This is a genomic window from Duffyella sp. Ts4, assembly GCF_051851875.1.
Lineage (GTDB): Bacteria > Pseudomonadota > Gammaproteobacteria > Enterobacterales > Enterobacteriaceae > Duffyella > Duffyella gerundensis.
Map to the genome: position 1 here is coordinate 112,053 of NZ_JBLYPN010000002.1, position 17,319 is coordinate 129,371.

Below are 17,319 nucleotides of genomic sequence, written 5' to 3' on the forward strand. Positions count from 1 at the left end.
AAATTGCCCTATTGTAGTGAGTTACGGAGGTTAGCTAACTGGCACAGGCTGATCAAGTTCAATCAGCGCGGTTAAACCAGTTCAACCACCGCAGCGGCCAGGGACGCTGGCGTGCGTCCAGCTGGTTAATTTGGGTAATGCGCTCCTGAATGCTCTGTAGCAAAGAGGGCGCTTTCTCATGTTGCCAGACAACACCGGTCAGCAACGGTAACGCTTCTTCTGCGCGATTCACTGCCCAGATCGAGAACTGTCCTTCACGCACCGCATTGACCACGTCGTCGCTGAGGCTGAGATGGCGCACATTACTGGCAGGAATGATGACGCCCTGTTTGCCGGAGAGCGTGCGCTGTTGGCAAATCTGGAAGAAGCCTTCAATTTTTTCATTCAGGCCGCCGACCGGCTGTACGTTGCCAAACTGATCGACCGAGCCGGTGACCGCCAGCTGTTGGTTAATAGGCTGCAAGGCCAGGGCGCTGATTAACGCACAAAGCTCAGCCAGCGAGGCGCTGTCACCGTCGACTTCAGAATAGGATTGCTCAAACACCAGCGAAGCAGAGAAGGGCAGCTGTTGATCGAGTTCCAGTTCTGCGATCAGATAAGCCTGCATAATCATCATGCCTTTGGCATGAATATTCCCACCGAGCTCCGCTTTTCGCTCTACATCGGTAAATTCACCGTCGCCAGCATGCACCACGCAGCTTATACGGGAAGGTTCGCCAAACGCGCGCGGATGGCCCGGAAACTCCACGACGGACAGCGCATTGATCTGGCCAATTGCTTCGCCTTCGGTTTCAATCAGTACCTGGTCGAGCAAAATTTCATCGCGCATGCGTTCGGCAAGGAAGCTTTCCCGCCATTCACGCGTCGCATAGGCTTCACTCAGACTGGCAGCGGTAATTTCACCCTGTAACAGCGCGGCTTCACGCAGCTGCTGTGCCAGCCAGCATGGGCAGAGTGGTAGCGTTTCCTGATCGCCGGTGTAGCGCGTACAGGCTTTAATCAGGGTTGGCCAGGCATCGACAGCCAGGGGCGGTAACGCATTACGTACAGCCACCTGCTGCACCCAGTTGCGCCAGGCGATGAGTTCTTCTTCATCAGCAATCTGCAGATTCTCTTCAAATTCGCTGTAAATCGCCTGAGTGCTGAGTTCGTATTCCATCTCCTGAAAATCAGCCAGCGCTTCACGCTCACCGCATAACACCAGGCGGAGCTGTAAAGGCATAGAGGGAATGGAAACAGGCAGCGGGCGATTGCTGTCAGGTGAGATCCAGCTAAACGTCTGCTGGGTCAGCATCGCCTTCAGACGGAGCCACATCACCGGCTGCGCCAGCAACGTACGCAGTGATAGCACCAGCGTGCCACCATTAGCTTTATGCAACAATCCGGCTTCCAGTGAGATCTGGTTCTGGAAGATACGTACGCTGCCGAACAGCTGATCGTCTTCAATCCAGTCGGCGTAGTGAATACCACCATTACTGACAAAGTCACCGGGTTCGTCATCTGCATCAGCTGCCTGCCAGCTGATAACCGGGCCATTAATATGATAATGGCCACCGTAACGCTGGTCGTCAGCTTCGGTGTGGCTTTCCAGCGCTTCGCTAATTAATTGCAGATATTCATACTGTTCACTACAACGTAATAACAACAGCGGGCAAGCGACCTGACTTGCCTGAACCAGCATCAGCGCATTAAACAGGCGAGGTTGCACGTCTGGCAAGGCGTCAGTGGAGTCATCGAAGGGCTGAGTAAACAGGTGGTGGTAACTGTCGGTATCAGGCTGTAGCGCGCGCCATGTAAGTTGGTTGCTGGTCAAAGTTATCGTATCAATCTGCATTATGAAAACCGTGATTATACTGGATTTCAGCGCGTTAAGCACCGTTGAGTTATTTTTTGCGGCATCTGCCGCAAGGATTTTTGATTGCCGCAAGCAGTAAAAAAACTGTTATTCTTAGTTTGTTACGTGTCCACGATGAGATTCCGATGAAATATCAGCAACTCGAAAATTTGGAAAGCGGCTGGAAATGGAAATACCTGGTCAAAAAACACCGGGAAGGGGAGCTGATTACGCGTTATGTGGAACACAGTGCGGCTCAGGAAGCGGTGAGGGTGCTGTTAACGATGGAGAATAATCCCGTCGAGGTGCTTGAGTGGATCAGCCAACACATCAATCCCGACCTTGATAACCGCATGAAGCAAACCATTCGTGCCAGGCGCAAACGTCACTTTAATGCTGAACATCAGCACACGCGTAAAAAGTCGATTGATCTGGAATATCTCGTCTGGCAGCGTTTGGCAGGACTGGCCCAGCGGCGTTCAGCGACGCTCTCCGAAACCATCGTGCAGCTAATTGAAGATGCGGAAAGAAAAGAGCGCTATGACAATCAAATGTCATCTTTAAAGCAGGACCTGAAAGATATTCTCGGTAAGCCGGAGTAGCTGAACTGTTGGTTCATCTAGGCGAAACAAAATTTCAGGTAATAAAAAACCCCGCTTATGCGGGGTTTTTTTACGCTATAACATCTTAGCCCTGTGGCTGAGTTACCACGTCTTTGATGCCTTTAACTTCGATTTCTACGCGACGATCCGGTGCCAGGCAATCGATCAGGGCATTACGGCCTTTCACGCTGTCACAGGTATTGCCGGTAACAGGGTTAGTTTCACCCATGCCACGTGCAGAAACTTTATCAGCTGGGATACCTTTAGAGATCAGGTAATCAACAACAGACTGAGCACGTTTCTCAGACAGTTTCTGGTTGTACTGCTCTGAACCGATACGGTCGGTGTAACCCAGAACAACAACAGAGCCATCTTTAGGATCCATTGAGCTCAGCTGAGTGTACAGCTGATCCAGCGCCTGCTGGCCTTCAGGCTTCAGAGAGGCCTTGTTGAAGGTAAACAGAACGTCTGATTTCAGAGTGAAACGCTTGGTTTCAACAACTGGAGCTGGAGCTGGAGCTGGAGCAGGTGCTGGAGCAGCCGCTTCATCCTGACCAAAGCGGTAAGAAACACCTACGCTCAGCATGCCGTTGTCTGGGCGAGTACCCACGGTCTGTGCGTCGCCGATGTTGTTAACCCACTGATAGTCCAGGCGAGTTGCCCAGTTCTGAGTCAGTGCGTATTCCAGGCCAACTGCTGCCAGTGGAGAAACGCCGGTGTCGTGATCGCTGATACGACCGCCGCCAACAACCTGCTGAGTTGAATCAGCACGCCATACCATACCACCCAGACGGGTATAAACATCCAGGTCATCATTGATCGGGTAGCTTAATTTAGCTGCCAGCTGAATGCCCTGTGCTTTGAATGCGCCATTAACCTGGTTGCCTTTGTTAGGCATACGACCCAGCCAGTCATAACCCAGCTCGAAGCCCAGGTAAGGATTAGCCTGATAACCACCGAATGCACCGGCACCCAGTTGGCTTTCGTGAGTTGGGCCGTCGTTGTTTTGGTAACCGTTACCGTAGTAGCCAGTATCGTGATACTGAGACCAGCCCAGTTTAGCACCGGTGTACCAGGTGTCATCTTTAGGGGCGGCCTGCGCTACGGTAGCGAAGCCAGCCAGTGCCACTGCAATTGCGATAGCTGTCTTTTTCATTTTTGCGCCTCGTTATCATCCAAATAGGCAATGAGCAAAAAAGTTGCTCTTGGTTTAATCCTTTGCCGGGTTTCTGCGCTCGATTGTTACTCTACCGTCTAAAAAAAGCGGAGGTTATTGAGCACCCTGGCGAGATAAAGTCTACAACGTCATTGGAAACTTACAAGTATGATGTGAGGCGAGGTGGCAAAAAAACAGCGTTTTATACACAATTACTAACATTTGATTAAGGGAACTCTTCACTCACAATTCCCTCTAACGCTCGCTAACCCGTTGTCCGCTCTGGATCCGCGTGCATCAGAGAGATATTTGAGCAGAGGATAAAATAAAAACTGGGACTGCTCTTATTTTTACTTAATGATACAAAGTCGACTGAATTTTTAGCTGATTTGTTGGTCTTGATGTCGCACGCAACGAAAGTTGTGGTCGCATTATTAACCCCAATGCCTGACCTTGCGCCGCAGCTTTATCCAGGCGAAGACGTTCATCCGGCGTAATATCCTGAGCAATCCAGCCCAAAACCACGCTGTAATTCCCGCTACTTAATGCTTTAATCATCGCCTCAACCGAGGCAATCTGACTGGAAAGCGGGATCTGCATTATTTTATCCAGCGGTAAACCCGAACGCTGTAACCATTCACGATTCAACTTTTGCGGTGGCGTTAACCATAACTGCCAGCGTGACTGAGTGCTCAGTTGCTGAAGCAAAGGCAGTAAAAGTTGTTGAGTCATGCCTGAATGATCTTCACTGTAACTCAGTTCAGTTATCCAACCGGCAGATGGAGCAGAAGTTGATGCTGCATGCATAGTAGGCTGTCTGTAAGTTGAAGGTCGTATTTGGGTACGCATCGTTATCTACTCACCGTGTTACTGTATGGATGTACAGTAATGCGATCACGAGCGAAGATCAACCATTAATTTCGGAAAACGGATCGCATTTTTTTGATGAAAATAAATGCAATCGAAATTAATGATTGAACCCGTAACCAGAATTGCCTATTTTCACTAATGCTCTGTAAAACATGACGTTTTATGTAATTTCCTATGGAAGGACAGGTCAGCTATGAAAAACTCCCGTCACACAATCGAACAGTCTCAACGCATTCTCTCTCCGCTGGGCCGTATAGACGTACGCACCCAGTTTGGCGGTTACAGTCTCGCTGTTGAGCAGGTCGTTTTTGCTGTAGTCAGAGAAGATGAGCTCTATTTGCGTGCCTGCGAAGGTTTGCAATGTTATGTCATCGATAAGCAGATCCCACAGCTGATAATCCAGAAGCGCGGCATGCCCGTAGCGCTAAATTACTTCAAGGTTACGGATGAGATTTGGCAGGACGAAGAGCAGTTGTGCAGCCTGTCGCAATCTGCGCTGGAGGGAGCCAGACACGCGCGGCTCAGCAAGCAGCGCGAACAGCGGCTCAAAGACTTACCCAATCTTGGGTTAAGCCTGGAAACACAGCTGCGACAGGTTGGTATTTCCACTGTGCAGAGTCTGCGTGATGCCGGTGCTAAAAGCTGCTGGCTGCGACTCAAAGCGGTGAATAAGCATCTGGGCATTAACACGCTGTTCGCCTTACAGGGCGCTATAAGCGGTTATCACCAGGCTGCGCTACCGGAAGAGATACGCCAGGAGCTACAGGCCTGGTACCTGCTCGCGTTAACGCAGGGTGCATTGTCAGACAAACCTTCTGGCTAAACGACGTTGAGTTCACGTTTTAACTGAGCCAGTTCAGGCAGCAGAGCAATAATCAATCCCAGCTGTTGCAATACAAGGGGCGCTTTGCTTTCGCTACCGATCTCGAAGCTGTTAATCCTGAGATTGAGGTCAGCGAGCATTTTGTGTGCCCTTTCATTATCTCCGCTATTTTCCTGCAGCATAAGGTCAATTGCCTGTACCGCATCACCCAGCAATGTCAGCAGTTCGGCGTGATGAAGCTGTTCGCGATGAGCGCCAAGTGTTGAGACATAGCTTAAAAATGAGTGATTAAGACAGAGCAAACGAAAGGCTGCATCGCGCGATTGTTTGATCGCTTTAGGCTCAGTCGCCAGATTCGATACCACCGACGCCAGCTCAGCATCAGCATTGTGGGCATCACGGCGCGCGATACGGTAATCGAGACTGTTATCTTTACCTGCCTGATACTGATGATTAATGGCGTCGAGATAGCGGCATCCGGCATGCAGTGCGCGTGATGCGACGGCATTAAGCGGACGAAAACGCCAGTCGGGCCAGATAACCACGACTGCCAGCCAGGCGATAAAGCAGCCGAGTAGCGTATCTACCACGCGCGGTAGTGCGACGGCGAACCCTTCGCCCAGCAGATTAAAACAGCACAATACCAGCAGGGTAATAAACATGGTGGCGTGTGCATACTGTATCAGGCGGAAAGAGAAAAACAGGACGCCGGTAATCACAATCAGAATCAGCTGGCCTTCAATAGAGGGTACCAGCCACAACACCGGCAGACCGATGGCCACGCCCGCCAGCGTACCCACGATTCTCAACGCCAGGCGTCGCTTGGTCGCATTGTAGTTGGGCTGGCAAACAAACAGGCTGGTCAGCAAAATCCAGTAACCGCGATGCAGGCCAGTGAGCTGGATAAAGGCGTAGCCCACGCAGAGTACGAACGTCATGCGCACGGCGTGGCGAAAAAGGGCGGACTGTGGTGAAAGGTGCCGCCCTACGCGTAGCCGGATATCGCTCCAGCCGGTTAATCCTTCGCTGGAAAGATGCGTATCGCCCTGTTGCCACGCCTGTTCAAGCGCTTGTTCAGATTCAATAGTGGCTAATTGCGCATCAATAGCCTTCAGGTTAGTGAACAGATAACGCAGCGCCTTACGATCTTTGCCGGGGAGGTTACGATCCTCCAGCCGCGTCAGCGCGCTGTCAAGATGGGTAAAGCTGCGCTCAAAGTGGGTATCATGCTGATAACGCTGGCGGCTGATGATCGCCTGTGACAATCGACGACACGCTTTAGCCTGCAGACTGAGAATGCGTTGAAAGCGGAACAGCACTTCGCTGTTTTGCACCTGCTGACGCAAAAGATGGTACTGCGCATGCGACGAGCTGACGCGTTCGTGAATATCCTGCGCCACAAAATAGTAATGTAACGTACGACGCGTGCTGCGCTGCCCGCGGTCGCCCTGCAGTCGGCTCTGAATGGACGCTTTGGTAATGTTGAGTTGCGTAACCAACTGGCTGTTGGCCATGGCTACGTCAATGAGCGCGGCGTCATCGGTATCATCGCCATCGGGATCAAACAGCGAGGCTTTTGCTTCGAGGCTGTTTGCCAGCAACATATAGCTTTTTGCCATCTGTTCCTGCACAGGCCGCACCGGAAACAACATGTGACCAATTAACGTCAGCAGGTTATACCAGACAGCGCCAGTCAGAAGTAAAGCTGGCTGCATATACCACTCATCAAACAGGCCAATACCCAGCATGGTATACACAGCGATCAGCAGCGCACCAAAGGCGATGGTTGCATAACGTTGCCCGAGGGCACCGAGCAAGATAAATCCCCACGTTGAGAGCGCCAGGCCGAGCATGAACCAGATCGGCCAGGGGAACAGCAGTTCAACAGAGACGGAAGCAAGGCAGAAGCATAAAAGGGTGATGATGAGATTGCGCAGACGCCCGGTTAAGCGATCGTCAAGATCGGCGAGCGCAGCGGCTACGACGCCTAACGTTAGCGGAATCGTCCAGGTGACGCTGTTCAGCCACCAGGGCAGAGCCGCGCAGCCGGTGAGTGCAATAAAAATGCGCAGGTTATAGCGCCATGCACTGCTTAAAATAACGCTTTTTCCCAGGACGTCAGGCAATTTCATGCTGTTTGCTCACGAATAACGGCGGCGGGCGTTGGCTTCACGCGCAGCACGGGCTTCTTCAACCGACACGACGCGTCTGCCCACCGGCCAGAGAGCAATCGCTGCAATTTTAAAATTGGCAATGCCCACCGGAATACCAATGATTGAGATGCATTGCGCAATGCCGACGGCGATATGGGAAATACAGAGCCACCAACCAAAAAAAATCAGCCACAGCACATTGAGCAGCGTGCCAGCTGAATTAAACAGGGCGTTCTTACTGTCCGGGCGAAGCTCATCAACGTGAACAGCTTCGTTGCCGTAGGGCAACAGAGAGAGCTTGGTGATTTCCCAGCAGGAGCGGGTGAGCGGCAGGGTGAAAATAAACACGATGCTGACCACCGTCGCAAAAAGCCAGGCCAGCGTGGTGAAAAAACCGCCAAGAAAAAAATTAAGGATATTCAGTACTGTTCGCATTGCATTACGTCCTTTTAGGGATGATTTTTCATCTGAGATGCTCCGACAATTGTAACCTGTTTTAACGCTGGAGCGGTAAACTCCAGCCGGTTAAACTGTTGACCTGATTATCTATCCGCAGCCATGGCCTGAATGAATGGAACTTAAAGCAACATCGATGGGGAAACGTCTCGCACAGCACCCTTACAATCGCGTCCGTCTGCTGGCGGCAGGTGTTGAAGTTAGCGGTGATAAACATGAATACCTTATTCCGTTTAATCAGTTGCTCACCATCAATTGCAAAAGGGGCATGGTGTGGGGTGAACTTGAATTTACCCTGCCGGAAGAGAAAGTGGTGCGATTGCATGGCACCGAGTGGCAGGAGACACAGCGTTTTTATCATCATTTGCTTCAGCACTGGCAGCGCTGGAGCCAGGAGATGAGCGATATTTCTGCTGCGGTATTACATGAAACCTGTGAAAAAATTTCACAGATTGAGCAGCAGGATGTCTGGCTTAGACAGGAAGCGCTGCAGGAAATAGAGCGAGAGATTCAGCGTGCCTTAGGTGCCATTCCTTTGCCGATAGAGAGAATGGCGGAGTTTCCGCATTGCGTAGCGCCTTACGCTTCGTGTTGTCGTTGGCTGCAACACGGCAAGGCGACCTTAAGCGATCGCAACAGTCGCTGGACTGAAAAAATGCTGACCCAGTATGCGGATTTTTTCAGTCACGTCGAATCTTCTCCGCTCAATCAGGCGCAGGCAGAAGCGGTAGTCAATGGCGAAACGTCGCTGCTGGTGTTAGCGGGAGCAGGCAGTGGCAAAACTTCAGTGCTGGTGGCACGGGCAGGTTGGCTGCTGTTACGCAAGCTTGCGCAACCAGAGCAAATTTTATTGCTCGCGTTTGGCCGCAAAACGGCTGATGAGATGACTACCCGCATCGTCTCTCAACTTCACCAGGACGCTATTCAGGCCAGAACATTTCACTCTCTTGCCTGCCACATCATTGAGCAGGGCAGTAATAAGATGCCTAAAATCAGTCAGCTGGAAAGCGACGATGACGCTCGCCGCGCTCTGCTGATTTCCGTCTGGCAACAGCAATGTAGCGAAAAAAAAGCGCATGCCAATGGCTGGCGCCAGTGGCTAACCATCGAACTTAACTGGCAGATTGATGAGGGCCCGTTCTGGGAAGATACCTGGCTTTGTCAACGGCTGGCAACCCGGCTGGAATATTGGATCGGACTAATGCGTATGCACGGCGGCGCGCAGAGTGCGATGATTGACGATGCGCCGGAGGCGGTACGCGAGCTATTCAGCAAGCGGATAAAATTGCTGGCACCACTGATGAAAGCATGGAAAATCGCATTGAAAGAAGAAGGTGCCGTGGATTTCTCCGGACTGATTCATCAAGCTATCGCCATCCTGGAAAAAGGACGATTCATCAACCCCTGGAAACATATTCTGGTTGATGAACTGCAGGATCTGTCGCCACAACGTGCCGCGCTGCTGAATGCACTGCGTAAGCAGAATAAGCAAACGTCGCTGTTTGCCGTTGGCGATGACTGGCAGGCTATTTATCGCTTCAACGGTGCAGAAATGACGCTGACCACCGCCTTTCATCACTATTTTGGGCAGGGCGGTCGCTGTATGCTGGATACAACCTATCGTTTTAACGAACGTATCGGTGATATCGCCAATCGTTTTATTCAACAAAATCCGCAACAGTTGACCAGACCGCTTCGTAGCCTGGTGAAAGGCAATAAAAAATCGATTTCACTGTTGCCAGATGAGCAACTGGAACCGCTCCTCGATAAGCTCAGCGGCTATGTTCAGCCCCAGGAGCGGGTATTGATACTGGCGCGTTATCACTATCTGCAGCCTGAGATTTTACAGAAAGCTAAAACGCGCTGGCCAAAAATGCAGCTGGAATTTATGACGATGCATGCCAGTAAAGGCCAGGAGGCTGATTATGTGCTGGTGTTAGGTTTGCAGAGCGGGGAGGGGGGATTCCCGGCCGCGGCAAGAGAATCGGTAATAGAGGAAGGACTGCTACCAGTGCCTGAGGCGTTCCCCGATGCCAAGGAACGTCGTTTAGCCTATGTGGCGATGACACGAGCCAGACAGCAGGTCTGGCTGCTCTATTCTCGTCACCAGCCTTCAGTATTTGTTGATGAATTACATCGTCTTGGCGTGCCGCAATTGCGTAAGCCCTGAGGTCACTTCAGGCGGTCCGCCAGATAGCGCTGATAATCAGGAATAGCGACCTCCACCGCCAGCGCAAACAGCGGCGAATGGATAATAAAATCAGCAGTGGCACGATTGGTGGCAACCGGAATATTCCAGACGGTGGCAAGCCTGAGCAGTGCCTTAACATCGGGATCGTGTGGTACCGCATTCAGCGGATCCCAGAAGAAGATCAATACGTCAATTTTCCCTTCAGCGATCAATGCACCGACCTGCTGATCGCCGCCCATCGGCCCGCTGAGCATGGCGTTCACAGGCAGCCCGGTTTCACGCTGAATCAGGTTTCCGGTGGTGCCGGTGGCAAAAAGGGTATGCTGACTGAGCACAGCTTTATGCGTAGCGGTCCAATTTAACAACGATGATTTACAGTGATCGTGGGCAACAAGCGCGATCTGCTTGGCAGCAGCAAGGGTACGACTGGTCTGTTCCATTAACTTTCCCGAATAAAAGACGTTAGCAGCCTTCTGGCCAGAATAAGCCGACAGATTAACTCGTTCGCGGCGCTTTCATCCACAACAGAAGCCGTTGGCGAGTCGCCAAATCAACCTGCTCCAGCCAAAGATGCAATACGCGCGAGGTGTGGTTGTCACGATAAACCAGCTCATCAGGCAGGGCAGGTTGGGGAAGCTGAGCAGCCACAGGCCGAGCAAAGCGGGCAACCGAAGCCACTTTGCCGTGGCCGTTATAGGTCATTAACGCCTGCTCAAGGTTACCATCCGGCATGGTGGGCAAATGATCGCGTCGGCTGGCGATTTCATTGCCTTTCTCATCGACCAGTTTGAAGGCGAGCGTTTTTTCAAATCGTCGACTTTCAGCCACCGAACGAAAAGCGGGCAGCTGAATAGAAATCGTTTTTGCTTCAGCTTTAAAGGTGACGATCAGCGGATCTGAGCGCCAGGCGACGCTTTTTTTGGATGACTCGTGAGACAGTGTTTTATCAATGCGAAAAAGAAATTGATGTTCGCCGCGTTCCAGCTCAAGACCATCGGCACCTTTAAGCAGTGAGCCAGAGATTTTGCGTCCGTCCAGCACCAGCAAATCAATGTCGGGGTGAAGTTTTAGCGTAATAGCCAGGGTGGGTGTTGATAATAACAGTGCCATTAAGCCGACAAAAGCCAGACGCAAATTCATTGGTGCTCCGAAACATCCACAGGGCGGGTGTTAATGTATCAAACTCTTACATTATGCCATCATGTTAACATTTTAACACACTTATGCGTGCGTGTGATCGCATTATCAAGCGCAGCGTGCCCGATTGCCATTTGTGTTAACGCTACACTTTAAAGAAAGAAAAGGAGATAAAGATGAACGATGAGCTTATCCGCAACGTATTAACCGACACACGTCATATCGCGCTGGTGGGTGCCAGCGACAAGCCCGAACGTGCCAGTTATCAGGTCATGACTTATCTGTTGGCGCAAGGCTATAAGGTAACGCCAGTGAGCCCGAAACTGGCTGGCAAAACGTTACTGGGCCAGCAAGGCTACGCCAGCCTGGCGGAAGTACCGGATAAAATCGATATGGTTGATGTGTTTCGCAATTCCGAAGCCGCGTGGGAAGTCGCTCAGGAAGCGATCGCGGTGGGCGCAAAAACGCTGTGGCTGCAACTTGGCGTCATTAATGAACCGGCGGCGGTGCTGGCCAGAGATGCAGGCCTGACGGTTATCATGGATCGTTGTCCTAAGATCGATATTCCGCGGCTGGGACTGCAAAAGCAGGCATAAAAAAACCCGCTTGCGCGGGTTTGATCAGTGACGTAAACGTGGAGCCTGTAATTGCTGGCGGATAGAAGCAGCAAGGTCGTCGAGCGAGGTTTGCTCAGGATGCTCCGCCTGTGCTTCACCGAATATCTGCGCTTCGGCGAGGTAGGTGTGAACCGCTTCGCCATCATCATCCTCCATCACAACGTGATACCAGGGAGCAGAACGCAGCGTTTCGCTGCCGCAAACTTCTTCAATTTTCGGATCCAGCAGCGAATACTCTGGATCGACATCAACAATCACGCCCAGATAGCCCAACAGTTTGTGTCGGACCTGCTGGCCGATTCCAAATTTACTGGCAATCATTATTGTGACCTCCCGATACATGCCGTTGTACATCCGATATGGAGATAAAATCGGCATTTTTCAAGTCACAGAACGCGGCAGGCAAAACCTTTTAAATACATGCCTTCCGGATAGCTGGCGATCACCGGATGATCGGCTGCCTGACGGAACTGCTCAATAAATTGTACATCACGCTGAGCATCAAGCGCGGCATCGGCAATGATTTTTTGAAACAGGTCGGTCGCCATCAATCCTGAGCAGGAGAAGGTCAGCAGCATGCCGCCGGGATTGAGCAGCTGCATCGCCAGCATATTAATATCTTTATAACCGCGGCATGCACCGTTCAGCTGATTTTTATTCTCAACGAATTTCGGTGGATCCATAACGATCAAATCAAACTTTTCACCTTCATCACGATAGCGACGCAGCAGCTTGAAAACGTCATCGCGTACAAACTGCGCTTTGGTCAAATCCAGACCGTTCAGCTCGACATTTTCACGCGCGATATCGAGGGCAGCCTGCGACGTATCCACGCTAAGCACTTCAGTACAGCCGCCCAGCAGAGCGGAAACCGCAAAGCCGCCGGTGTAGGAGAAGCAGTTTAATACGCGCTTGTTTTGCGCATAGCGACGGGTCGCCAGACGGCTGTCACGTTGATCCAGGTAATAACCCGTTTTATGCCCGGTCTGAATATCGACCAGCAGTTTCATGCCGTGCTCGGTAATCGGCAGTAACGGCGGCGGTATTTCACCGGTAACCGGACCCTGTACCAGCTCCAGCCCCTCTTTTTTACGCACGGAAACATCAGAACGATCGTAGATAGCGCAGTCGGGATAGCATTTTTGTAGCGCAGTAATGATGGCCGCACGTTGATATTCAGCCCCGGCCGACAGCAGCTGTATCACTAAAAAAGTGCCAAACCGATCGATGGTCACGCCGGGCAAGCCATCAGATTCACCAGCGATCAGACGGTAGCTATCGAGGTCGTCACGTTCTGCCAGCCAGTCACGCAGCTGTTGAGCCGCCTGTAATCTTTTTACAAAGAAGTCGATATCAATCGATTCATCCGCCTGCCAGCTCCAGACGCGGGCACGAATTTGCGACTCCGGTGACCAGGCACCTTTGGCGAGCCATTTGCCCTGGCTGTCACAAATATCAATGGTTTCACCCAGCTGGGCTTTTCCTTCCATACGCGCTACGGCGCCGGAAAACACCCACGGATGGCGACGTAACAAGGATTTTTCACGCCCTTTGGCGAGGATCAAGCGAACGGTCATATTTTGCTATGCTTACCTGTATAAAATGAGCCGACATTGTCGGGTGGATACCGCTAAATTGCAATCAGCCCTGAAGGGGAGCGATGTGGAAAAAACAATCAGACGAGCCTGGGTACACGGCGTTGTGCAGGGTGTGGGATTCCGTTACAGCACGCAAAGGCGCGCCATGGAACTTAACCTGACCGGCTATGCGCGAAATCAGAGCGATGGCAGCGTGGAGGTGTTGGCATGCGGCACTGATGAAGATGTCGATGCACTTATCCTCTGGTTAAAAGCGGGCGGTCCGCGTCAGGCAAAGGTGGATAAGGTGCTGGTGGAACCCGGTTCAATGGCCGACATACCTTCCAGCTTCACCACGGGCTAACTAGAGGCATTTCACCGGCTTGGGCAAACCGGCAATTTTTGTTGCCTGTTTAGCGGGCCCATCTGGAAACAGGCGAAACAGATAGCGGCTGTTACCTTTCTCTTCGCCGAATTGTTGGCCCATTGCTTTAACCAGCATGCGGATGGCCGGTGAGGTATTGTATTCCAGATAAAAGTTGCGCACAAAACGTACGACTTCCCAGTGCGCTTCCGTTAGTTCAAGCCCTTCCTCTGACGCAATCTGTTCCGCCAGTTCTTCACTCCATTCATCGACATTTTTGAGATAGCCCTGAGCATCCAGCGCGATCTCTTTACCTTTAAATAACATGCGTTCCTCCCATCGTAAAAACCGGCACAGTGTACAAATTCCCACATGCAAAAAAAACAGGCTCCGCCGAAGCGAAGCCTGTATCTAGCAACTTTATCGGAAAAACAGAGGTTTTAGTTACTGCGTGAGAAACCTAAGATGCTTAACAGGCTGATAAAGATGTTGTAGAGCGACACATACAGGCTGACAGTGGCGCGGATATAGTTGGTCTCACCGCCGTGAATAATATTGCTGGTTTCCCACAAAATTGCGCCGGCTGAAAACAGAATAAAGAGAGCACTGATTGCCAGATGCAACGCCGGGATTTGCAGAAACAGGTTGGCGACAACGGCAACCAAAAGCACCACAAAACCTGCCATCATCATGCCGCCCAAAAAGGACATATCTTTACGGGTGGTCAGGACATAGGCTGAACAGCTAAAAAACACCACTGCCGTGCCGCCAAGCGCTAATGCGATGACATCGCCCATACCCGCTGACAGGAACGAACTGAGAATGGGGCCAAGGCTGTAGCCGAGAAAGCCCGTGAAGGCGAAGGCTGCCAGAATACCCAACGGGCTGTTAGCTAAACGGTGGGTTAAAAACATCAAGCCGTAAAAGCCGACCAGCATGATAATCAGGCCAGGGCGGGGCAGGCCAAGCAACGTGCTGGCAGCCGCGGTGACGGCAGAGAAAGCCAGCGTCATTCCCAATAAGAAATAGGTGTTACGCAAAACTTTATGCGTACTAAGCAACGAACTGTTTCGAGCTGAAGTAATGATCTTTTCCATGGATCGCCTCTTTATCAGGTCACATTATATTGGGCTGAGAATACGGAGCCGCCAGAAGCGGGGGAAGCCGTTTTACCCTTCTTTACGCGTAATTCTGGCTGCTGAATAAGCAAAGTGTCGATTATCGCAGCAGCAGAAAGATAATCGCCTGTTTTTCAAGCAAACGATCGGCTAAGTGCTTTACATCATCCGGGCAGATGTTTATAGTTCGCCTCATTGCGGAGGGGTGGCCGAGCGGCTTAAGGCAGCGGTCTTGAAAACCGCCGATGGGAAACCATCCGAGAGTTCGAATCTCTCCTCCTCCGCCATTAATTTTAAGAGCTGGCACCGCGTGCTGGCTTTTTTAATGTGTAACTGGCGACAAGGGCATGATTAGCCCGCAGCGATGAAAATTCACGCAAACGAACCAGTTACATATTGCAGAGTCTGTTGTTAGCGGATAGACTTCTGCTCCAGAAATACCTGAGAACGTGTTCAGGGATGCGGAGGGGTGGCCGAGCGGCTTAAGGCAGCGGTCTTGAAAACCGCCGATGGGAAACCATCCGAGAGTTCGAATCTCTCCTCCTCCGCCATACTATTCTGAAGGCCAGCACAGTGTGCTGGCCTTTTTCGTTTCTGCACTCTCATTAAAATGTGATCGCTTTCACGTCTTATCAACCCCGCCGTCAAAAACAGAACCGCTGTCTTTTCAATCTCCTGCTGACGCTCTCCTCTGTCCGCTATTTTGCTATAGTGCTGTAACGTAATTTGCCTACAGCTGGCATCATTTGCTGGTGCGCTGAGGTAAACTGTGCTGCAGTGACCGTTAAACTAGCCACTCATGACTTCCAGACTTTAGGGAATAAGCAGAATGATCAACAAGTTCAGTCTTTGCGCGCTTTCCGTGCTCGCCGCAATCACCCCCACACTGGCGGCTCAGGCAGCCGAAGGCGATTTGCAGCTGCAACAGGTGCTGCTTTTCAGCCGTCATAATTTGCGTGCGCCGCTGGCGGATAATGGTAGCGTGCTAGCTCAGGCAACCAAAAAATCCTGGCCAGCCTGGGAAGTACCGGGCGGTCAGCTCACCACCAAAGGCGGTGTACTGGAAGTCTATATGGGCCATTACACGCGCGAGTGGCTGGCACAGCAGGGGCTGATCAAGAAAGATCAGTGTCCTGATGATCAACAGGTTTTCGCTTATGCCAACAGCCTGCAACGCACGGTAGCCACGGCACAGTTCTTTATTAACGGTGCTTTCCCTGGCTGCGACGTTGATGTAACGCATCAGGATGCGATGGGCACGATGGATCCGGTGTTCAACCCGGTGATTACCGACGACAGTGAAGCATTCAATAAGAAAGCGCTGACCGCGATGAACGCGGCGGGCGAAAAGCTTGACCTGCAGCCAGCCTTCCAGCGGCTGGAAAAAATCATCGATTATAAAAATGCGCCAGCCTGTAAAGATCAGAAGAACTGTTCGCTGAGCAGCGGCAAGAATAGCTTCAGTGCGGATAATGGCAAAGAGCCAGGCGTCAGCGGACCGCTAAAAATCGGCAACTCACTGATCGATGCGTTTACCCTGCAATATTATGAAGGCTTTCCGCTTGATCAGGTCGCCTGGGGGCAAATCAAAACGCCTGAGCAGTGGCAGGAACTTTCCGCCATCAAAAATGGCTATCAGGATGCGCTTTTCACTTCACCTGAGGTCGCACGCGAAGTGGCTGCACCGCTGGTGGATTATATTCGTAGCCAGCTGGTCGATCAGGATAAGGCCACGGCGCCTAAGGTTATGCTGATGGTGGGACACGATTCCAATATCGCTTCTCTGCTGAAGGCGCTGGATTTTAAACCTTACCAGCTGCCAGGTCAGTATGAGCGTACGCCGATTGGCGGACAGATTGTTTTCGAACGCTGGCATGATGAGAAAAATAAAAAAGACTTACTGAAGGTGGAGTATGTCTATCAGACCGCCGATCAGCTGCGCAATGCCGAGCCGCTAACGCTGGCCAATCCTGCTAAACGCGTAACATTACAGCTTAACGGCTGCGAAGCAGATGCCAATGGTTACTGCAGCTGGGATCAGTTTGCGCAGGTGCTGAACAACGCACTGCAGGGCACGCCGATGCAACCCGTTGCTGCACCAGCTCCACAGGCTGCGCCTGAACAGGCAGCTGCAGAGAGCAAAGCCGCTGACAAACCGACTCAGGATAAAGCATCAGGCGAAAAAACGGCGCCAGCGAAAACCACGCCAGACAACGCTACGACCAGTAAAGAGAGCACTGATAAAGCAAACAAAGATCAGGCTAAAGAGAAAGCTGCACAACCTAAGGCAGAACAGCCGAAAGCAGAACAACCGAAAGCAGAACAGCCGAAAGCAGAACAGCCAAAACCGGCACCGGCTGAAAAAGCGCCAGAAAATAAACCGGCCAGCGAAAAAGCGGCATAAAAAAAGGGCCGACATTG

Annotated in this window: 17 protein-coding genes and 2 tRNA genes; 8 read left to right on the top strand and 11 right to left on the bottom strand. The window is 51.6% G+C overall.

Going from position 1 to position 17,319, the window contains the following annotated elements:
* Positions 1–58: 58 nt before the first annotated feature.
* A complete protein-coding gene (locus ACJY2L_RS03400) occupies positions 59–1,834 on the bottom strand; it encodes an AAA family ATPase (protein ID WP_439212929.1) in 1,776 nt (591 codons plus the stop codon).
* Positions 1,835–1,980: 146 nt separating this feature from the next.
* On the opposite strand from ACJY2L_RS03400, the gene matP reads away from it, so the two are divergent.
* Positions 1,981–2,436, top strand: a complete 456-nt coding sequence (matP, locus tag ACJY2L_RS03405) for a macrodomain Ter protein MatP (protein WP_439213101.1) — start codon at positions 1,981–1,983, stop codon at positions 2,434–2,436.
* A gap of 85 nt (positions 2,437–2,521) precedes the next feature.
* Here the strand turns inward: matP and ompA are convergent, their stop codons facing one another.
* Both ompA and sulA read right to left on the bottom strand, forming a co-directional pair.
* Positions 2,522–3,592, bottom strand: coding sequence for a porin OmpA (gene ompA / locus ACJY2L_RS03410; protein WP_439212930.1), 1,071 nt, complete (start codon positions 3,590–3,592; stop codon positions 2,522–2,524).
* 354 nt (positions 3,593–3,946) lie between these two features.
* On the bottom strand, positions 3,947–4,441 hold the full coding sequence (sulA, locus tag ACJY2L_RS03415) for an SOS-induced cell division inhibitor SulA (protein WP_067429318.1): 495 nt from the start codon (positions 4,439–4,441) through the stop codon (positions 3,947–3,949).
* A gap of 214 nt (positions 4,442–4,655) precedes the next feature.
* On the opposite strand from sulA, the gene ACJY2L_RS03420 reads away from it, so the two are divergent.
* Positions 4,656–5,285, top strand: a complete 630-nt coding sequence (locus ACJY2L_RS03420; protein ID WP_067429321.1) for a TfoX/Sxy family DNA transformation protein — start codon at positions 4,656–4,658, stop codon at positions 5,283–5,285.
* Here the strand turns inward: ACJY2L_RS03420 and yccS are convergent.
* Both yccS and ACJY2L_RS03430 read right to left on the bottom strand, forming a co-directional pair.
* Complete coding sequence (gene yccS, locus ACJY2L_RS03425; protein ID WP_439212931.1) at positions 5,282–7,417, bottom strand: YccS family putative transporter; 2,136 nt, start codon at positions 7,415–7,417, stop codon at positions 5,282–5,284. The genes ACJY2L_RS03420 and yccS overlap by 4 nt on opposite strands.
* A gap of 9 nt (positions 7,418–7,426) precedes the next feature.
* Complete coding sequence (locus ACJY2L_RS03430) at positions 7,427–7,873, bottom strand: YccF domain-containing protein (RefSeq protein WP_187486364.1); 447 nt, start codon at positions 7,871–7,873, stop codon at positions 7,427–7,429.
* A 136-nt stretch (positions 7,874–8,009) separates the two neighbouring features.
* Between ACJY2L_RS03430 and helD the strand changes: the two genes are divergently transcribed.
* Entirely contained in the window at positions 8,010–10,064 is a 2,055-nt protein-coding gene (gene helD, locus ACJY2L_RS03435) for a DNA helicase IV (RefSeq protein WP_439212932.1), read from the top strand.
* 2 nt (positions 10,065–10,066) lie between these two features.
* On the opposite strand, the gene ACJY2L_RS03440 is transcribed toward helD, so the two are convergent.
* Positions 10,067–10,525, bottom strand: coding sequence for a methylglyoxal synthase (locus ACJY2L_RS03440; RefSeq protein WP_187486362.1), 459 nt, complete (start codon positions 10,523–10,525; stop codon positions 10,067–10,069).
* A 55-nt stretch (positions 10,526–10,580) separates the two neighbouring features.
* On the bottom strand, positions 10,581–11,225 hold the full coding sequence (locus ACJY2L_RS03445; protein WP_439212933.1) for a YccT family protein: 645 nt from the start codon (positions 11,223–11,225) through the stop codon (positions 10,581–10,583).
* Between the two features lie 173 nt (positions 11,226–11,398).
* On the opposite strand from ACJY2L_RS03445, the gene ACJY2L_RS03450 reads away from it, so the two are divergent.
* Entirely contained in the window at positions 11,399–11,818 is a 420-nt protein-coding gene (locus ACJY2L_RS03450; protein ID WP_439212934.1) for a CoA-binding protein, read from the top strand.
* A 24-nt stretch (positions 11,819–11,842) separates the two neighbouring features.
* Here ACJY2L_RS03450 and hspQ read toward each other — a convergent pair whose 3' ends face one another.
* Together hspQ and rlmI are read right to left on the bottom strand one after the other, a co-directional pair.
* Positions 11,843–12,160, bottom strand: coding sequence for a heat shock protein HspQ (gene hspQ, locus ACJY2L_RS03455; protein WP_067429344.1), 318 nt, complete (start codon positions 12,158–12,160; stop codon positions 11,843–11,845).
* Between the two features lie 65 nt (positions 12,161–12,225).
* Complete coding sequence (gene rlmI, locus ACJY2L_RS03460; protein WP_439212935.1) at positions 12,226–13,416, bottom strand: 23S rRNA (cytosine(1962)-C(5))-methyltransferase RlmI; 1,191 nt, start codon at positions 13,414–13,416, stop codon at positions 12,226–12,228.
* Between the two features lie 85 nt (positions 13,417–13,501).
* Between rlmI and yccX the strand changes: the two genes are divergently transcribed.
* Positions 13,502–13,780 carry an acylphosphatase gene (gene yccX / locus ACJY2L_RS03465; RefSeq protein WP_439212936.1) on the top strand — a complete coding sequence of 93 codons (279 nt, stop codon included), beginning with the start codon at positions 13,502–13,504 and terminating at the stop codon, positions 13,778–13,780.
* Here yccX and tusE read toward each other — a convergent pair whose 3' ends face one another.
* Together tusE and yccA are read right to left on the bottom strand one after the other, a co-directional pair.
* Entirely contained in the window at positions 13,781–14,107 is a 327-nt protein-coding gene (gene tusE / locus ACJY2L_RS03470) for a sulfurtransferase TusE (protein ID WP_439212937.1), read from the bottom strand.
* A 113-nt stretch (positions 14,108–14,220) separates the two neighbouring features.
* Positions 14,221–14,877 carry an FtsH protease modulator YccA gene (gene yccA, locus ACJY2L_RS03475; RefSeq protein ID WP_067429355.1) on the bottom strand — a complete coding sequence of 219 codons (657 nt, stop codon included), beginning with the start codon at positions 14,875–14,877 and terminating at the stop codon, positions 14,221–14,223.
* A 220-nt stretch (positions 14,878–15,097) separates the two neighbouring features.
* Here yccA and ACJY2L_RS03480 point away from each other — a divergent pair.
* The 3 genes from ACJY2L_RS03480 to agp all read left to right on the top strand — a co-directional run bounded on the left by ACJY2L_RS03480 (position 15,098) and on the right by agp (position 17,302).
* Positions 15,098–15,185: transfer RNA gene (locus ACJY2L_RS03480), tRNA-Ser, on the top strand.
* 176 nt (positions 15,186–15,361) lie between these two features.
* A tRNA-Ser gene (locus tag ACJY2L_RS03485) sits at positions 15,362–15,449 on the top strand.
* A gap of 278 nt (positions 15,450–15,727) precedes the next feature.
* On the top strand, positions 15,728–17,302 hold the full coding sequence (agp, locus tag ACJY2L_RS03490) for a bifunctional glucose-1-phosphatase/inositol phosphatase (RefSeq protein ID WP_439212938.1): 1,575 nt from the start codon (positions 15,728–15,730) through the stop codon (positions 17,300–17,302).
* Positions 17,303–17,319: the final 17 nt, after the last annotated feature.

Coding starts and splice junctions, on each gene's coding strand:
- helD (WP_439212932.1), top strand. CDS start 8,010: ATGGAACTTAAAGCAACATCGATGGGGAAACGTCTCGCACAGCACCCT.
- rlmI (WP_439212935.1), bottom strand. CDS start 13,416: ATGACCGTTCGCTTGATCCTCGCCAAAGGGCGTGAAAAATCCTTGTTA.
- ompA (WP_439212930.1), bottom strand. CDS start 3,592: ATGAAAAAGACAGCTATCGCAATTGCAGTGGCACTGGCTGGCTTCGCT.
- ACJY2L_RS03440 (WP_187486362.1), bottom strand. CDS start 10,525: ATGGAACAGACCAGTCGTACCCTTGCTGCTGCCAAGCAGATCGCGCTT.
- agp (WP_439212938.1), top strand. CDS start 15,728: ATGATCAACAAGTTCAGTCTTTGCGCGCTTTCCGTGCTCGCCGCAATC.
- ACJY2L_RS03400 (WP_439212929.1), bottom strand. CDS start 1,834: ATGCAGATTGATACGATAACTTTGACCAGCAACCAACTTACATGGCGC.
- tusE (WP_439212937.1), bottom strand. CDS start 14,107: ATGTTATTTAAAGGTAAAGAGATCGCGCTGGATGCTCAGGGCTATCTC.
- ACJY2L_RS03445 (WP_439212933.1), bottom strand. CDS start 11,225: ATGAATTTGCGTCTGGCTTTTGTCGGCTTAATGGCACTGTTATTATCA.
- sulA (WP_067429318.1), bottom strand. CDS start 4,441: ATGCGTACCCAAATACGACCTTCAACTTACAGACAGCCTACTATGCAT.
- ACJY2L_RS03450 (WP_439212934.1), top strand. CDS start 11,399: ATGAACGATGAGCTTATCCGCAACGTATTAACCGACACACGTCATATC.
- yccS (WP_439212931.1), bottom strand. CDS start 7,417: ATGAAATTGCCTGACGTCCTGGGAAAAAGCGTTATTTTAAGCAGTGCA.
- ACJY2L_RS03420 (WP_067429321.1), top strand. CDS start 4,656: ATGAAAAACTCCCGTCACACAATCGAACAGTCTCAACGCATTCTCTCT.
- hspQ (WP_067429344.1), bottom strand. CDS start 12,160: ATGATTGCCAGTAAATTTGGAATCGGCCAGCAGGTCCGACACAAACTG.
- matP (WP_439213101.1), top strand. CDS start 1,981: ATGAAATATCAGCAACTCGAAAATTTGGAAAGCGGCTGGAAATGGAAA.
- yccA (WP_067429355.1), bottom strand. CDS start 14,877: ATGGAAAAGATCATTACTTCAGCTCGAAACAGTTCGTTGCTTAGTACG.
- ACJY2L_RS03430 (WP_187486364.1), bottom strand. CDS start 7,873: ATGCGAACAGTACTGAATATCCTTAATTTTTTTCTTGGCGGTTTTTTC.